The sequence below is a fragment of the Sebaldella sp. S0638 genome (assembly GCF_024158605.1).
In the GTDB taxonomy this organism is placed as follows: Bacteria; Fusobacteriota; Fusobacteriia; order Fusobacteriales; family Leptotrichiaceae; genus Sebaldella.
The window spans coordinates 1-16,618 of the sequence record NZ_JAMZGM010000020.1; the positions used below are offsets into that span (position 1 = coordinate 1).

Annotated in this window: 17 protein-coding genes; 15 read left to right on the plus strand and 2 right to left on the minus strand. The window is 32.6% G+C overall.

Annotated elements, in window-relative coordinates:
* The first annotated feature begins 49 nt into the window (after positions 1-49).
* The 6 genes from NK213_RS07510 to NK213_RS07535 all read left to right on the plus strand — a co-directional run bounded on the left by NK213_RS07510 (position 50) and on the right by NK213_RS07535 (position 5,675).
* On the plus strand, positions 50-202 hold the full coding sequence (locus NK213_RS07510; protein ID WP_253348291.1) for a hypothetical protein: 153 nt from the start codon (positions 50-52) through the stop codon (positions 200-202).
* A 610-nt stretch (positions 203-812) separates the two neighbouring features.
* On the plus strand, positions 813-1,331 hold the full coding sequence (locus NK213_RS07515; RefSeq protein ID WP_253348292.1) for a hypothetical protein: 519 nt from the start codon (positions 813-815) through the stop codon (positions 1,329-1,331).
* A gap of 14 nt (positions 1,332-1,345) precedes the next feature.
* A complete protein-coding gene (locus tag NK213_RS07520) occupies positions 1,346-2,533 on the plus strand; it encodes an amidohydrolase (RefSeq protein WP_253348293.1) in 1,188 nt (395 codons plus the stop codon).
* A 33-nt stretch (positions 2,534-2,566) separates the two neighbouring features.
* Positions 2,567-3,580, plus strand: a complete 1,014-nt coding sequence (gene dusA, locus NK213_RS07525) for a tRNA dihydrouridine(20/20a) synthase DusA (protein ID WP_253348294.1) — start codon at positions 2,567-2,569, stop codon at positions 3,578-3,580.
* A 145-nt stretch (positions 3,581-3,725) separates the two neighbouring features.
* Positions 3,726-5,057, plus strand: coding sequence for an FAD-dependent oxidoreductase (locus NK213_RS07530; RefSeq protein WP_253348295.1), 1,332 nt, complete (start codon positions 3,726-3,728; stop codon positions 5,055-5,057).
* Positions 5,058-5,243: 186 nt separating this feature from the next.
* Complete coding sequence (locus NK213_RS07535) at positions 5,244-5,675, plus strand: hypothetical protein (RefSeq protein WP_253348296.1); 432 nt, start codon at positions 5,244-5,246, stop codon at positions 5,673-5,675.
* A gap of 95 nt (positions 5,676-5,770) precedes the next feature.
* Here the strand turns inward: NK213_RS07535 and NK213_RS07540 are convergent, their stop codons facing one another.
* Positions 5,771-6,901: an SIS domain-containing protein gene (locus NK213_RS07540; protein WP_253348297.1), complete on the minus strand. Its 1,131-nt coding sequence runs from the start codon at positions 6,899-6,901 to the stop codon at positions 5,771-5,773.
* A 43-nt stretch (positions 6,902-6,944) separates the two neighbouring features.
* Entirely contained in the window at positions 6,945-7,682 is a 738-nt protein-coding gene (locus NK213_RS07545) for a GntR family transcriptional regulator (protein ID WP_253348298.1), read from the minus strand.
* 233 nt (positions 7,683-7,915) lie between these two features.
* Between NK213_RS07545 and NK213_RS07550 the strand changes: the two genes are divergently transcribed.
* The 9 genes from NK213_RS07550 to NK213_RS07590 all read left to right on the plus strand — a co-directional run bounded on the left by NK213_RS07550 (position 7,916) and on the right by NK213_RS07590 (position 16,315).
* On the plus strand, positions 7,916-8,203 hold the full coding sequence (locus NK213_RS07550; RefSeq protein WP_253348299.1) for a putative quinol monooxygenase: 288 nt from the start codon (positions 7,916-7,918) through the stop codon (positions 8,201-8,203).
* Positions 8,204-8,609: 406 nt separating this feature from the next.
* Complete coding sequence (locus NK213_RS07555; protein ID WP_253348300.1) at positions 8,610-9,182, plus strand: xanthine phosphoribosyltransferase; 573 nt, start codon at positions 8,610-8,612, stop codon at positions 9,180-9,182.
* A gap of 324 nt (positions 9,183-9,506) precedes the next feature.
* Positions 9,507-11,474, plus strand: coding sequence for a PRD domain-containing protein (locus tag NK213_RS07560; RefSeq protein ID WP_253348301.1), 1,968 nt, complete (start codon positions 9,507-9,509; stop codon positions 11,472-11,474).
* 168 nt (positions 11,475-11,642) lie between these two features.
* Entirely contained in the window at positions 11,643-12,098 is a 456-nt protein-coding gene (locus NK213_RS07565) for a PTS sugar transporter subunit IIA (protein ID WP_253348302.1), read from the plus strand.
* A 31-nt stretch (positions 12,099-12,129) separates the two neighbouring features.
* Complete coding sequence (locus NK213_RS07570; protein ID WP_253348303.1) at positions 12,130-12,441, plus strand: PTS fructose transporter subunit IIB; 312 nt, start codon at positions 12,130-12,132, stop codon at positions 12,439-12,441.
* Positions 12,442-12,453: 12 nt separating this feature from the next.
* A complete protein-coding gene (locus tag NK213_RS07575; RefSeq protein ID WP_253348304.1) occupies positions 12,454-13,542 on the plus strand; it encodes a PTS fructose transporter subunit IIC in 1,089 nt (362 codons plus the stop codon).
* Between the two features lie 11 nt (positions 13,543-13,553).
* Positions 13,554-14,435, plus strand: coding sequence for a class II fructose-bisphosphate aldolase (locus tag NK213_RS07580; RefSeq protein WP_253348305.1), 882 nt, complete (start codon positions 13,554-13,556; stop codon positions 14,433-14,435).
* A gap of 28 nt (positions 14,436-14,463) precedes the next feature.
* Entirely contained in the window at positions 14,464-15,327 is an 864-nt protein-coding gene (locus NK213_RS07585; protein ID WP_253348306.1) for a ketose-bisphosphate aldolase, read from the plus strand.
* 385 nt (positions 15,328-15,712) lie between these two features.
* Complete coding sequence (locus NK213_RS07590) at positions 15,713-16,315, plus strand: hypothetical protein (RefSeq protein WP_253348307.1); 603 nt, start codon at positions 15,713-15,715, stop codon at positions 16,313-16,315.
* Positions 16,316-16,618 lie beyond the last annotated feature (303 nt).

Here is a 16,618-nt window from a genome sequence, read left to right on the forward strand (position 1 = left end):
ATGGGTTTATTACTCCTTACCAGGCTAGATTCAATTTCTTTGGATCCTAATGTTCCCATTTTGCTTGACCATTACAAATGCAGGACTGGGATTAGAGTACAGCTTTAGAGACGAGTTGAAATTATATGGAGAATACAATAAAGGCTTATTAGATGGTAATGATGATCAGGTAATAAAAGCCGGATTTAAAATAATCTGGTAAGCCATAAGAAAAACGATATAATCTAAAATATATAAGTATTAGAAAAACACACCAAAGAAACAGAAAAATTTAATATTAAGTTTTACAAAATAGAAAAAGAGGTGAACATTGAAGGGAATATACTATAAAATAGTGTGCAGAAAGAGGTTAAATCATTTAGAGTTTAATTTAGGATCTGAAAAACTGGAACTTATATATTCAGATAATAAATATTATTATTTTAAGAGTCGGAGAAAAAAACAATATTACAAGGTTTTAAAGATTGAGAAATGGTCAGAGCTTGATATATATGAGAATTATCTGAAAAATTAAATTATGTAATTAAAGAAAATTGGAATAAATAATAATATGAAATGTAGAAAAATCAAATAATTATAAGTATTGTATAGAAGAAATTTCTTATATAATACTTATTTTTTATTTGTAAGAAAAATAAAAAAATGAGAAATGAAAATATTTTTAAAATATCAGGTACATGCATCAAAGAAAGACAAAAGATTTTTGAAAAAATTTATTTTTGTCTACAGTTTTTTTATTAAAGGACTAGATTTTTGGTGTTAATTCAGGTATTATTTATATTAAGCAAAAAGATAAAATTTTAGGAGGAAAAATGAAGAAACTGATATTTTTGGGAGTATTATTAATAAGTTTTGTTATTTTCCCGGAGATGACAACTGAAAATATTGTGAAATATATAAATGAGAAAGATTATAAAACAGCAGCCAAGAATCTTATAACATACCAGAAAGAATCCAGGTTCAGATTAAGCAGCGAAAAAGAGGCAGAAGAAACAGTAAAAGATATCTTTGACACAAGAGATATACTTATAAAAAATTATAAAAATATAAATGTATCGAATTATAAGTCTGCATTTTCAAAAGATATAAATACAGGTGAAATTCAGGGGTTACTTGTAGATGAGGGATTGAACCCGGCGGGATTTGTAAAAATACTGAATAATCTGGATTATGAGAGTTTTTTGATAGATTTTTTTATGGATGATCCTGATTCAGGATACGGAATTTACGCTCTCAGATATATTGATGAAAGTGATAATTCTGCTGTTGTTATTCAGATTACAAAAGAAAATAATGTTTATAAAATAACAGAAGTAACAAATTATAAATAAAGGAGCTGAGAGAAATGTTGGATATAAAAAAGGTTTATCAGGAAATAGACAAAAGATATGATGAGATAGTGGAGATCAGAAGATACCTTCATATGCATCCCGAACTTTCTTTTCATGAAGTAAAAACTGCGGCATATATTGCTGATTTTTATAAAGGAAAAGATGTGGATATAGTCACGAATATCGCCGGAGGGAACGGAATTGTAGTAACACTGAAGGGAAATAAAGCGGGGAAAACAGTGGCTGTGAGAGCAGATTTTGATGCGCTTCCCATTCAGGAAGAAAATGATATAGAATATAAATCACAAAATCCGGGAGTAATGCATGCCTGCGGGCATGACGGGCATACAGCTTACCTGATGGTGCTTGCAGATATATTAATAGGAATGAAAGATGATGTAGAAGGTACAATAAAGTTCGTACACCAGCCCGCAGAAGAAACACCTCCGGGCGGAGCAAAAACAATTATGGAATCAGGAATCTTGGATGATGCAGATGCGATATTCGGTATTCATGTGATGACAACGGCTCCTGTCGGGACTGTAGGATATCATCCGGGAGTTACACAGGCGGGAAGATCATATTTTAAAGTGAGAATAAACGGTAAGGGCGGTCATGGTTCAATGCCTCATTTATCAAATGATCCTATAGTGGCAGCTTCGCACTTTGTAGTGGGAGTACAGTCAATTGTCAGCAGAAGAGTGAATCCTCTGGAAACAGCTGTAGTAACTATCGGTTCTTTTGATGGAAAAGGATCTTTTAACGTAATAAATGATCATGTGGAGCTGGAAGGAGATGTAAGAACTCTGTCAGGTGAAGTCAGAGAGCTGGTAAAAGAAGAATTTGAGACAATACTGGATGGAATAATGAAAGCTTATAAATGTACTTATGATTTGATTTATTCACACGACTATCCTGTTTTAGTTAATAATCCCGAAATGACAGAACTGGTAGTAAATGCCATAAAAAATTCCGGACTTACAGAAGTGAAAGACTTTGTGGACTGCGGTCAGGTAACAGGCTCAGAAGATATGGCCTATTATCTGGAAAAAATTCCGGGGTCATACTATTATGTAGGGGCTAGACCAAAAGGGGATGTATGGTATCCGCATCATCACCCCAAATTTAATATAGACGAGGAAAGTCTGAGAATTTCTGCTAAAACAATGGCAACAGTGATAAAAGAATATTTGGAAAAATAACTGTGAGTGAACAGTTTAGTGAAAGGAAATAAAATGAAAATAAAAAAGCCTGTAATAAGCGCGGCACCCATGGTAGATAAAACAGACAGATATTTTAGGAATTTTGTCCGTATGATAAATAAAGATGTACTGCTGTATACAGAAATGGTCACTGCACAGGCAATTATACACGGTGATCTGGAGCGTATTCTGGGGTTTGATGAAATAGAACACCCTATAGCGCTTCAGATAGCTGCTACCACTCCTGAAGATGCATATAAAGCAGTAAAAATAGCTGAGGAATATAATTATGACGAAATAAATCTGAATGTAGGGTGTCCGTCAGACAGAGTTTCGGGAAATATGATGGGAGCATGTCTTATGGCTTATCCTGAACTTGTTCTGGATGTTTTGAATGCAATGAAGGAAGCTACAAAAAAAACTGTTACTATAAAGCATAGAATAGGTATAGACGGCAAGGGAATACTTCCGGATAATATGGGGAAAACACTTTTTGAGAAATATGAAGATATGTTGAATTTTGTTAATATCATAGAGAAAGCGGAACCGGACAGATATACTATACATGCAAGAATAGCCGTTCTTGCCGGGCTTGATCCCAAGCAGAACAGAGAAATTCCTCCTCTCAGATATGATGAAGTATACAGACTGAAAGCTGAAAAGCCTCATATGCAGATCGAAATAAACGGCGGCATAAAAACAAAAGAAGATATAGAAAAACATCTTGAACATGTGGATGGTGTCATGATTGGAAGGGAATTTTATGATAATCCCATGTTTCTTGCAGAAGTTAACTCATTTTATAATAACGGCAATGAGAATATTACCAGAGATGAGATTCTGGAAAAGATGATACCTTATCTGGAAAACTTGGAAAGAAATGGTGAAAGAACACATTTGTTTATGCGGCATACACTCGGGCTTTTTCATAATGCAAAAGGAAGCAAATATTGGAAAAACAGTATAAGCTCCCAAAATCTTAAAAATAATAAGGCAAGTCATATTGTTCGTGAAATTTTGAAAAATATCCGAAAAAGTGAAATTTGATTTATGAAAAAATAGTTTCATTTGATTATCAAATTATTTTCTTCACTTGACAATTTTATAAAATGTTGTAAAATAAAGCTATAAATAATCAATGAGATATGTATAAAATAAAAAAGTAAATTTTTCACAAAAGGGAGATGTAAATATGAAAATAGTAGTAGTAGGATGCACACATGCGGGAACAGCTGCAATATTAAATGCCAAAAGAATAAACCCTGATGCAGATATAACAGTTTTTGAAAGAAATGACAATATATCATTTCTATCTTGTGGAATTGCATTATATGTAGGCGGAGTAGTAAAAGATCCGCAGGGATTGTTTTATTGTTCGCCTGAAAAATTGAAAGAACTAAATGTAAATACAAAGATGAAACATGACGTTGTCAGTATTGACATAAAAGGAAAAAAAGCTGTAGTCAAAAATCTGGATACAGGACTGGAATTTGAAGAAGCTTTTGATAAATTAATAATTACTTCTGGTTCTTGGCCTATTATTCCAAGAATAGAAGGAATAGATATGGATAATATCCTGCTTTCTAAAAATTTTAATCACTCAAATGAAATTATCGAAACAGCTAAAAGCTCAAAGAAAGTAGTAGTAGTGGGAGCGGGATATATAGGTGTGGAACTGGTTGAAGCATTCAGAGAGGAAGGAAAAGAAGTAGTCCTTATAGATGCAGAGGATAGAATTTTGAGCAAATATCTGGATAAAGACTTTACTGATGTAGCGGAAAAAACATTCAAAGAACATGGAATAACAATAGCTGTATCTGAAAAAGTAGTAAAATTCGAAGGTGAAAACGGAACTGTAAAAAGAGTAATCACTGATAAAAATACATATGAAGCTGATATGGTAATAATGAGTGTAGGTTTCAGACCAAACACAGATATATTCAAAGGACAGCTTGATATGCTTCCAAATGGAGCTATAAAAGTAGATGAGTATATGAGAACAAGTGATAAAGATGTAATGGCTGCCGGAGACTGCTGTTCTGTTTACTACAATCCTACAAGAGAATATATGTATATACCTCTTGCTACAAATGCTGTAAGAATGGGAACACTTGCTGCAATTAACCTTGAAGGAGACAAAATAAAGCATCCGGGAACACAGGGAACTTCAGGAATTAAAATATATGAAAATAATATGGCATCTACAGGAATCACAGAAGAAGAGGCTAAGAAAAAAGGAATTGATGTGGATATAGTTTATGCTGTGGATAACTACAGACCTGAATTTATGCCTACATATGAAAAAGTAACATTAAAAGTTGTTTTTGAAAAAGGGTCAAGAAGAATAATAGGAGCGCAGCTGAACTCAAAAGCGGATCTCACTCAGTCAATAAATACAATATCAGTATGCATACAAAATAATATGACTATTGATGAACTTGCATTTATAGATTTCTTCTTCCAGCCGCACTTTAATAAGCCTTGGAACTTCTTAAACCTCGCAGGGCTGAATGCACTGAAATAAAATAAGTATGTATAAAAGTAATATAGATGAAAAAACCGGATTTTATATGAATGAATCCGGTTTTTTCTGTTTAGATTAGAATAATAGTTTTTCTTTAAAATTATACATATATCAGAAAAAATTGACATATATGTATAATTATGATAAATTTAGTAACTAAAATAAAAAAATATTTCAGGAGGAAAAATGAATTTTATCATGATCATTGGTATAATTATAATAGCAGCAATAATTATATGGGGAATTTATTCCCAAGTAATACTGAAAAGCTGGACTTGGAAAAAAAGAATTATTCTTTTAGCAGTGGCTTTTATAGGAATGGGAATAGTACAATACGGAGATAATATCAGAAAATCAACATTTAATAAAGAACAGCTGGCTTTTATGCAGGAAAATAAAAAGTTTTCTTCTTTTACAGATGAAGATAGAAATTTATATTACAGATCTCTTATGACTTTTGAAAAATCAAAACCGGAAATTTATGAAAAATATTATAATCAATTTTTGGAGTGGGGGATGGATAATTACGCAGATATGAATAAACATAGAGACCTCTCAAGAGAAGAAATCAAGGGATATGTGGAAAAAGACATGGCAAGCCGAAGAAAGTCAAAATAGTATATGAATATCAGATACAGAAGCGGTAAATTAACAAAAAACCAGAACCATACTTTCTTTTAGGAGAGCAGGTTCTGATTTTTATATATACTTATTTATTTTTTTTCATATGGATAAATTATAACTCCGTGCACAACTCTGCTTACTTCGCCAGAAGGACAAGGGTTATCAGGGTTGAATCCAAGGCTTTCGGATTTGCAGTATGCCAAAAGCTGAGCAAAATATATGTAGATAAAAGCATTGATAATGTCAGGATATTCTGCAAGTGTAGAATTATTAAATGAAATATAATAAGCTATACTTGATTCTATCTCTTTATCGTGTTTTACATCAAGTGCAGCCATATATTTTTTGCTTTTTTCATCCCGCATCTGCTTAATAAGGTCTATTTCATATTTTCTTGTATAATCACAGTTAGACATCAGATTTATTACCAGAGTTTTTTCATTAACAATTGATTTTGGTCCGTGTCTGAAACTTAACGGCGAATTATAAAAAACATTCAGTTTTCCCCCGGTAAGCTCAAGACATTTTAGAGTAGCTTCCTCAGCAAGAGCTCTTAATGTTCCGCTTCCAAGATATACAATTCTTTCTATATCCAGACTGATAAGTTCTTTTACATATTTTTCAAAATTCATTTCCTGATTCTCTATTTCTTTTATTGTATTTTCTATCATAGTTCTTAATTCTGTCTTTTCAATGTTTCCAAAAATATAAAGTCCGCTCAGAAGCATACATGTAAAACTGCTTGTCATGGCAAAACCTTTGTCATTAGAAGCCTTAGGAGTATACCATACATAAGCTTTTTTCTTGTTTTTGGAATTTTGTGCAAGGACTCCTTCTTCACTGCATGTAATTACAAAGTGGGCGATATCGTCCACAAGCTGATCTGCAAGATCAACAGCTGCAAGACTTTCGGGGCTGTTACCAGATCTTGCGAAAGAAACGAGCAGAATTTTATCATCTTTTTTAAAATATGTTTCAGGATTTTCTACAATATCTGTAGTGGCTACAGAACGAAAATTATCTTTCATATTAGGTAAAAGTGTATTTCCTACAAATTCAGAAGTTCCCGCACCGGTAAAAATAATTTTTCTTTTATCTGCATTTACTGAATTCAAAAAATCTTTAATCTCCCCGTTTTTTAAGTTTAGAGAATCAAGCAGTTCAATCCACAATTTTTTCTGCTGTTTGATCTCTTTAATTGTTTCATATTTTAATTCCATGGCTTCCTCCTATAAAAAATTCGATAAGATAAAAATAAATGTTTTAAAAGTGCTTCCTGTTATTGTCCAGAATTACTTCAAACTGAAATCTGTCACCTCTGATAATTCCTACTGTATATTCAATGATTTTTTCTTTTTCATATGTTGTACGTTCCAGTTTTATACAGGGAATATTAGATGTAAGAAGAAGCTTTTTCGATATATCTCCTGTAGGGTGTGCTACTGAAAATTTTTCGACTGCTTTTTCAAAAGTCACATTATATTCATTAATAAAAACTGTATACATAGGGTTTTTCACAAAATCATTCTTTGAGAGTCTGGGAAATCTTGATGCAGGTAAAAATGTTTTTTCTAACATAATAGGTGTATCATCTGCAAGTCTGATCCGCTCCAGATAATAAATTTTACTCTCATTCTGAATATTCAGTTTTTTAGCGGTTTCTTTGTCAGCTGTAATAACTTTAAATGATTTGATTATAGAGGAAGGTGTCTTTCCGAGTTTTTTCATTTCTTCTGTAAAACTGTAAAATTCAAGAAGATTTTGCTTCATCATTTTAGGCGATACAAAGGTTCCTTTTCCTTGAATTCTGTATAGATATCCTGTCTGTTCAAGATATTTTACAGCTTCACGTACTGTGGATCTGCTCACTTTATATTTTTCACAGTACTCTCTTTCAGAAGGAATTTTTTCATCTTCTGCCAGATTGTTATCTTTTATTTCCTCTGTAATTTTTTCAGCCAGCTGGTGGTAAAGAGGTAACTTAGAGTTTTTTAATTTCATACTTTTCCTTTTCTGCCAAAATTACGGCATATATTTTAGTAAAATTGTCATGTTGTCCGTACCACTTAATTATCGCTCATTTTTCATTTTTTGTCAATGAGATTTTTTGATGCCTGTAAATATTGAAAATATCATACTTTCGAAAAGATGAAGGAAATATTTCCGGGAAAACCAGTAGTTGAAAAATGGTTTATATGTTATACTAAATAAAAAACATGCAGGAGGTATTGGAAATGGTAGTAGTTACGGCAAAAATGTATTTTAAGGACGGAAAATTAAAAGAAGCAGAACACATACTCAGGGAATTAATTGAAAAAACTAATCAGGAAGATGGATGCATAGAATATAGATCATACTTAAGCAATAATTCTCCAGATGAAATTATAATAATTGAAAAATGGGAGTCAAAGGAGCATCTTGATGCACATATGAAAAGTAAACATTTTGTGGAACTTTTGCCTAAAATAGGTGAGAAATGCTCAAAAGAAGCAGAAATATCGATATACAGCCCGCTAATTTAATTTAACAGCTCTTCAAAATAGTGAAGGGCTTTTTATTTAAAGGGAAAATCAGTATTTTCAGCAGAAATTATATAAGAAAATATTTAGAGATCATAATGTATCGTATATAACGGCAGTAAGAACGGCAGGGAAGGGATAGTATGAAACATAAAAATTGATGAAGATTTTAGCAGTTAGGGCAGAAAATATTAAAAATGAATGAGAAACTCAGATTTGAAAGAGTTGCTATACTGATAAGATAAAAAGTCCGGAATTTTTGATTTTTAAAATAGATAAATCGTAAATGAAAATTTATTATACAATTTTTTTGTTTGTATAAAATAAAAAATTATTTTCTAAGATTTTACACAAAAAAATTACTTATTGTGTTATAATGGATGAAATAAATTTTTATTGGGAGGATAAAATGCAGTTACTAGAAGATAAGATATTATCAGAAGGAAGGGTTTTACCAGGATCTATCCTAAAGGTAGATTCGTTTTTGAATCATCAGATAGACGCAGAACTGATGGCTAAAGTGGGGGAAGAGTTCGCTGAGTATTTTAAGGATAAAAATATTACCAGAGTAGTAACCGTGGAATCATCGGGAATAGCTCCGGCAGTATTTACAGCACTTCATTTAGGCGTACCGGTTGTTTTTGCCAGAAAAAAATTATCTCTGACATTAAATGACGGGCTTGTAACAACAGAAGTAAATTCTTACACTAAAGGGGAGAAAAATACTATAGCTGTTTCAAAGGATTACATAAAACCTGAGGATAATATACTGATTATTGATGATTTTCTAGCTAAGGGCGAGGTAATCAGAGGGCTTATAGATATAACAAAACAGATTGGCGCTAATATAGCAGGAGTGGGAATCGTAATTGAAAAGGCCTTTCAAAACGGGCGTAAGTATGTGGAAGAAGCAAATATACCTATTTTATCACTGGTAAGAATAGAATCACTCGAAAACAATAAGATAAAGCTTTTAAAATAAATACAGAACATAATAAAAAAACCATTTCAGAATAAAATAATTTATAAAATATCAGATGAAAATATAAAAATCTGTTTATTTTATCAGTTCATTTTGTTTTGAAATGGTTTTTTATTTGGTAAAAAAAAGCAAAACATAAAATTTTTATCATAAGATTTTATTTTAAAAAGTATGAAAAAAATCTCTCTTTATATTGTTTGAGAATGACTGAGCAAAAATACAGCATAAAAAGTCTGTATACTTGTGGACAGCAATTAGTATTTTCCATAAGGGAAAATAGTGTTAACATTTAGGTATATAAAAAAGTCAGGAGGTGAAGTCTGAATGCATTCGTTATTATCAAGACAAAAAGAGATTATTATATATCTCATGGATAAAACAAATTATATACCCGTAAAAAATATTGCAGAAAATATAAGGGTATCAGAGAAAACTGTTTACAGAGAATTGAAAACAATAGAGGAATACCTGAGCAGCAGATATATATTTTTGGAAAAACGGCCGGGGACAGGAATAAAGCTCAAGATTACAAAAGAGCAGAAAATGAAACTGAATTTTGAACTTCATATAGGAAAAGAAAATAAAAATGATTATATGTCCACAGAACACAGGAGACAAAAAATACTTACAGAATTTTTGAGCAATTCCCCAAAGGCCTATTCTATACAGCAGTTATCGGAAAAATATTATATAAGCAGGGCTTCTATAGTAAATGATCTGAAATATATAGAAGACTGTATAAAACAATATGATCTCCGGCTCGAAAGAAATAAAAACGGAACTATGCTTACCGGCTCGGAAATGAATATAAGAAAAGCTATTCTGGGAATAATAAACGAGCTTATAGCTGTAAATCATGAAAATAAGCACGGAACAAGGGAATCCAGGCTTGATGATGAAAATCTGCATGAACTCTTCGGGCAGTTTGGAAGAGAGGATGTAGAGGCAGTCGCAGAGATTCTAAAGGAGACAGAACAACAGCTAAATTACAAAATGGGTGAAATATACTACATAAATATGATAACACATGTATTGATACTGATAAAAAGACTCAGACACGGAAATATCCAGTATGAAAATAAAATAAAAACCGATGCCAGAAAAACTGATGAAAGAATTCACAGTATATCACAGGAAATGGCAGAGAAAATATCTGAAACTTTTAAAATAGAAGTACACGATGAGGAAATTTATTTTATATATCAGTATCTCATTTCCTCAGGTATGGAAATCAGCAATGCTGGAACTGATAAAAGCGGGTTTTTGCTTGATACCAGTCCTGTAATAATGGATATAGCAGGAGAAATAATAGGGAAAATTTCAGAAATAGCGGATTTTAAATTAAAACCTGATAATCAGCTGTATGAAAGTCTGATTCTGCATCTGAAAGCTATGATGAACAGATTGAAATATAATATAAGCATAAAAAATCCCATTCTGGAAGATATAAAAAAGGAATTTTCCGCGATTTACGGACTGGTGGGGCTTGTAACGCTTGATACGATGGAAAAATATGACATAAGAATTATCAGTCCTGATGAAATAGGATATCTTACATTTTATTTTCAGGCTGCAATAGAGCAGAATATGAAACAGAAAAAAGTACTGGTGGTATGTTCAAGCGGAGTGGGATCGTCGCATTTGCTGAGAGGACGTATAAGAAATTCATTTCCTGAATGGGATATTGTAGACGTAATATCTACAGGACGGCTGAAAGCAGGATATGATCTGGAAAATATTGATCTTATAATTTCTACAATAAATATCTCGGATACAGGCATGCCTGTAGCATATGTAACGGCATTATTTAACGAAGCTGATGTGCGGAATGTAACCGAAATATACCTGAAAAATGCATTGAAGAGTAAAAATACTGTTTTTTCATTTAAGGTAATAAAAAAGTTTTTAAATAAAAAATATATTCAGATAGAGAATGAAATTTTTTCAGAAAAAACCAGTGTAAAGAAATTAATAAAAAAAATTATAAATGAAAATTATCTGGATAAAAGAAACATCAATGAGTATATTTCTGAAACACATATTAATAAAAACTTTTCTGTATACCTTATAAAAAAAGAAATAGTAACAAAAACACGTATAGGTTTCAGAATAAAAAGCAATACTTCAGGGGAATACAAAGCGGATATAATAATCGGGGTTAAGGATAATGATGAAGTACACAGACAATTATTAAAGGAAATATTTGAACTTTATAATAACAAAGAACTGCTGAAAAAAATATGTTATTGCAGAAATACCAATGAAATCTGCGAATTAATAAATTTAAATTAGTATCCTGCCTTATTTATATTTTGACATATGAACAAGCTGGTGAGGGATGAGATTCAGGGCTATTTCTGTTACTTTGATATTTTACAGCCTGAATATTCAGACCGGAAGGGTACAAATATTTTGAAACCCATGAAATCTTTGCATATGAAGATAGCGGAAAGGACATATATGGATATAACAAAAGTGATTAATGAGAAAACTATTAATTTGAATCTAAAGGGAAGAAACAAGGACGAGGTCTTGAGTGAACTAACAGATCTGCTCTTTAACGAAAACATTATTGATTCAAAAGAGGGGTTTCTTAAGGATGTTTATAAGAGAGAAGCGGAAGGACAGACAGGACTGGGGAATTATATAGCTATTCCGCACGGGAAATCTGAAAGTGTACTAAAGACTTCACTTGCAATAGGAAGGACGAACAATACTGTAGAATGGGAAACTCTGGACGGAAAGCCGGTAAAATGTATTATTTTGTTTGCAGTAAGAGCAGTGGATAAAACAACAACACATATAAAACTGCTTTCTCAGGTGGCAGAAGCGCTTGCTGATGATGATATCACTGAAAAACTTCTGACTAAAGAAAATCCAAAAGAAATAATGGAGTTATTCAGGGAAAAAAAATAAAACAGTAATCAAAAAAACAGGGAGGAAACTTATGAAAATAGTAGGGATAGCTGCATGTACGTCAGGAATAGCACATACTTATATTGCAAAAGAAAAATTGATACGTGCTGCACAAGAGGCTGGACATGAAGTTCACATTGAAACGCAGGGTACTATTGGAACAGAAGAAGAATTAACAAGTCAGGATATCGCAGACGCAGATATTGTTATTATTGCAGCAGATATTGCAGTGTCAGGAAAAGAACGTTTTAAAGGAAAGAAAACAATTGAAATTCCAACTAGTGTCTGCATTAAATCATCAAAACAATTAATTAAAAAGATTGAAGAAGAATTAGGAAAATAAAGGAGGAAAAATATGAAGAATATAGGTCAGGAGTTAAAAAAACATGCATTAACAGCCATATCGTATATGCTTCCGCTTGTAGTGGCATCAGGGCTTCTTATTGCAATTGGTAATTTAATGGGCGGGGAAGTTGTTACAGATATAGAAAAAATGACAATTCCCAGTGCATTAACATCACTTGGAGTATTTGGGATGGGGTTACTGCCTTCGTTCATCTCAGGTTATATCGCATATAGTATTGCTGACCGTCCCGGAATAGCACCCGGATTTTTAATGGGGCAAATTGCTTCGTTTCTTGGTGCGGGATTTTTAGGAGGGATGATTGGAGGATATTTTGTTGGATATATTGCATTGGCAATTAAAAAATATCTAAAAGTTCCAAAGTGGGCACAGGCATTAATGCCGATGATGATTATTCCGACGTTATCTGCTATTATCGGCGGACTGCTGATGTATTTTGTAGTCGGGACACCAATTGTATGGATTACAAACGGATTAACAAATTTTATTGTCGGGCTTGACAGTTCAGCTAAAATTTTATATGGATTTATTATCGGCGGATTAGGCTGTATTGATTATGGAGGGCCTATTAGTAAAGTTCCGAATTTAATTTGTGATGGATTATTATTAGAAGGTATTACTGAGCCGGAAGCGATTAAAGTATTGGCAGCTATGGTTCCGCCGTTAGGGGTAGCGTTATCTCTTGTTCTTTCCAGAGTTTTGAAAAAAAATATTTATAAAAACACAGAAGTTGAAAATATTAAAGTAGCATTTCCAATGGGATTATGTATGATTTCTGAAGGAGTTATCCCAATTGCTATGAATGATTTGTTGAGAACTGTTTTTTGCACTTCAATTGGTTGTGGAGTAACAGGTGCAATTAGTTTTTCATTAGGGGTGGGAAGTAAGGTGCCATCTGGCGGAATATTTGTTATTCCGGCTATGAGTAATCCATTAGGAGCAGTAATCGCTTTATTAAGCGGTACTGTCGTAACTGCTGTTTTACTGGTTATTGTAAAGAAAAGAGTAAATCCGGAAGATGAAATTATTTCTGACGATGAAAAAGAAGTAGATTTATCAAATATCGTTATTAGCGGATAGGAGCGGTAAAAATGTATGTTTCAATGAAAGAAATGCTAAATAATGCCAATAAAAATAATTATGCAGTATTGGCTGTAAATTGCTTTAATATGGAAACTGTGAGAGCTGCAGTGAAAGCAGCAGAAGAAAAAAGAGCACCGATAATCATAAATATAGTGCAGGATCATTTTCAGGAACATGCAAAGGCTGAATTAATTGCACCTATAACAGAAGAACTGGTGAAAAATAAAAATATTCCTGCAGCATTAAATCTTGATCATGGAAAAGATTATGATTCTTGTGTTTATGCACTCAGGCATGGATTCACTTCTTTGATGATAGATGCAAGCAATAAACCGTTTGCAGAAAATATAGAAATTACCGGCGAAGTGGTGCGGCTTGCCAAAGCAGCGGGTCTCAGCGTGGAGGGTGAGTTAGGTCATATCGGTTCAGGAAGCTCATATAACTGTGAAAATCAAAAAGAGCTTTATACTGATCCGAGTGAAACAAAAGAGTTTTTTGAGAAAACCGGAATAGATGCTCTGGCAGTTTCCTGTGGAACAGCTCACGGTCTTTATAAAGAGGGAGTAGTTCCCAAGATTAATTTTGAGCTTATCAAGAAAATAAAAAATATTACCGGAAAACCGCTGGTTTTACACGGCGGAAGCGGTGCAGACGGGGAAGGACTCAGAAAAGCAGTTTCCTGCGGGATTAATAAAATCAATGTAGGGGCAGATATATTCAAAGCAGGAAGAAAGAAAATATATGAAGAATTAATGGGAAACCCTGATGCTGATTTATTTAAACTGATGATAAAAATGGAAAAGGCATGTAAGGAAGAGATAATAAGATATCTTGCATTTTCAGGTTCAGAGGGACGGGCAGAAGAAATAATAAAAGAGGCGGCTTTTTAAATAAATAAAAAAATAAGGAGATGAAAATATGTTACTAACAATGAAAGAATTACTGGAAACAGCACAAAAAAATAAATTTGCAGTAGGGGCGTTTAACGTGGCAGACAGTACATTTTTGAGAGCAGTGGTAGAAGAAGCGGAAAGGGCAAAATCACCGGCAATAATAGCGATTCATCCCACAGAACTTGAATTTGTTACTGATGAATTTATATCATATGTAAAGCACAGAGCATATGTAAGTAATGTACCCCTTGTTATACATTTGGATCATGGCGGGAATATGGAAGAAATAGTGAGAGCAATTAAATGTGGATTTACTTCGGTTATGATAGACGGTTCAACACTGCCGTATGAGGAAAATGTAAGTATCACAAAAAGAGTGACGGAGATAGCACATGCAGCGGGGGTTTCCGTAGAAGGAGAACTGGGGACTATAGGGCAGACTGGTAATTCTGTGGAAGGCGGAGTCAGTAAGATTACATATACTGATCCTGAACAGGCAAAGGACTTTGTCACGAGAACAGGAGTGGATACTCTCGCAGTAGCAATAGGGACTGCACACGGGATATATCCTAAAGATGTGAAATCGGAGCTGCAGCTGGATATTTTGAAAAAAATAAGAGAGGCAACTGATATTCCTCTGGTACTTCATGGAGGTTCTGCGAATCCTGACAGTGAAATAGCAGAGTCAGTAAGGCTCGGAGTAAGCAAAATAAATATTTCAAGTGATATGAAATATGCATATTTTAAAAAAGCACGGGAAATTTTAAGCACTACAGAATTATGGGACCCGAATGTAATATATCCTGAATGTATAACAGAAGCCCAGAAAGTCATAAATCATAAGATGAAATTATTTTCATCAATAGACAAATCAGGGCTTTACAGATAAAATCATAATTTTATGGGAGTGATAAAACTGTATGGATAGAGAAATATCTGAAAATATAAAAGGCGGGGTATTGGAATAAAACAGTATACAACAGCTCCTAATATAAGATACTGGTTCAGAGCAGGGAATAAAAGGTGCGGGGGTCAGCGGATTTTCTTCAAATAGTGAAGATTCCAGTGATACTTTTATGAATCCTGATGTAAATAAAATCTGAAATAGAATATATAGTACCGATTTTTGGGATTTTCCCCGAAAATCGGTATTTTTATATTTATTTAATTGACAGAACTGTTATTTTATATTGAAATATGTTAAACTAACGAATGTAATTAATTATAGATTTATTTATGTTTTTTAATATGAAATATTACAGAAGGAGTAAAAAGTGAAGAAGAAATTTATTTTGATGTTTTATTTGCTGTTAATGGGAGCGGCAGGATACCAGCTTTATCTTTGGGGAGTGAGTAACAGATATACAGTGAAAGATAATTATCTTATTGTTTATGAAAGTAACGGAAAACTATACGAAATAGGGAAAATCGGCAGAAAAGCCGCAACAGAAAAAAACTCCGGAAATAACAGCCTTTATTTGGATACCGTAGGACCAGAAATAGAAAAGATAATAGCTGTCTCACAAGATGATTATCAGGTGAAAGATACAAATAATAAATACTTTTCCGGAGAGGTAATGATAAAACCCGGAAAATATATCATAATAAAAGAAATACAAAAAAATGCAGCAGAAATAGAGCGGGATTATCTGCTTCTGGATAATGACGGAAATATTCTGCATACATTTTCCGACTTATCAAAGGATAAATTTCTTTTTAAATTACCGCAGGTACACAGTTCGTCTAACAGCGAAGAGAAAGGGTATACAATGTATCAGGACGGGTTTATAAATATAACTGAAGTGATAAAATTATACGGGAAAAATATGAAAGTACATTATGATGAAAAAAATCTTCTTTTCATCATTTCATTTTAGTAAAAATATCAGATATATTCAGAAAATTATTTTATATATAAAACTTATTTATTAATAATAAAAATATATAATTATTAAATATTCAGTTTATGTTTTGTTTTAGGAAAAATTGTAATAATTCTATTTTTATAATAGTTGACATTTTGTAGAAAAAAGTTATAATTAATTGTCAGGTTTTTAAAAAAATATTGTGAAATGAGGTGATAAAAAGGATATATATCAAAAAAAGAAAGGGGAAATAAAACTTATCTGTCATTTATTTTTTGAAAAGGACAGTAATTAAATTAATTATATTTGTGTATT

Excerpts from the sequence above, each read along its gene's own strand:
- NK213_RS07560 (WP_253348301.1), top strand. The coding sequence starts at position 9,507 with ATGCATTCGTTATTATCAAGACAAAAAGAGATTATTATATATCTCATG.
- NK213_RS07570 (WP_253348303.1), top strand. The coding sequence starts at position 12,130 with ATGAAAATAGTAGGGATAGCTGCATGTACGTCAGGAATAGCACATACT.
- NK213_RS07585 (WP_253348306.1), top strand. The coding sequence starts at position 14,464 with ATGTTACTAACAATGAAAGAATTACTGGAAACAGCACAAAAAAATAAA.
- NK213_RS07540 (WP_253348297.1), bottom strand. The coding sequence starts at position 6,901 with ATGGAATTAAAATATGAAACAATTAAAGAGATCAAACAGCAGAAAAAA.
- NK213_RS07520 (WP_253348293.1), top strand. The coding sequence starts at position 1,346 with ATGTTGGATATAAAAAAGGTTTATCAGGAAATAGACAAAAGATATGAT.
- dusA (WP_253348294.1), top strand. The coding sequence starts at position 2,567 with ATGAAAATAAAAAAGCCTGTAATAAGCGCGGCACCCATGGTAGATAAA.
- NK213_RS07510 (WP_253348291.1), top strand. The coding sequence starts at position 50 with ATGTTCCCATTTTGCTTGACCATTACAAATGCAGGACTGGGATTAGAG.
- NK213_RS07580 (WP_253348305.1), top strand. The coding sequence starts at position 13,554 with ATGTATGTTTCAATGAAAGAAATGCTAAATAATGCCAATAAAAATAAT.
- NK213_RS07555 (WP_253348300.1), top strand. The coding sequence starts at position 8,610 with ATGCAGTTACTAGAAGATAAGATATTATCAGAAGGAAGGGTTTTACCA.
- NK213_RS07565 (WP_253348302.1), top strand. The coding sequence starts at position 11,643 with ATGGATATAACAAAAGTGATTAATGAGAAAACTATTAATTTGAATCTA.
- NK213_RS07530 (WP_253348295.1), top strand. The coding sequence starts at position 3,726 with ATGAAAATAGTAGTAGTAGGATGCACACATGCGGGAACAGCTGCAATA.
- NK213_RS07550 (WP_253348299.1), top strand. The coding sequence starts at position 7,916 with ATGGTAGTAGTTACGGCAAAAATGTATTTTAAGGACGGAAAATTAAAA.
- NK213_RS07545 (WP_253348298.1), bottom strand. The coding sequence starts at position 7,682 with ATGAAATTAAAAAACTCTAAGTTACCTCTTTACCACCAGCTGGCTGAA.
- NK213_RS07575 (WP_253348304.1), top strand. The coding sequence starts at position 12,454 with ATGAAGAATATAGGTCAGGAGTTAAAAAAACATGCATTAACAGCCATA.
- NK213_RS07515 (WP_253348292.1), top strand. The coding sequence starts at position 813 with ATGAAGAAACTGATATTTTTGGGAGTATTATTAATAAGTTTTGTTATT.
- NK213_RS07535 (WP_253348296.1), top strand. The coding sequence starts at position 5,244 with ATGAATTTTATCATGATCATTGGTATAATTATAATAGCAGCAATAATT.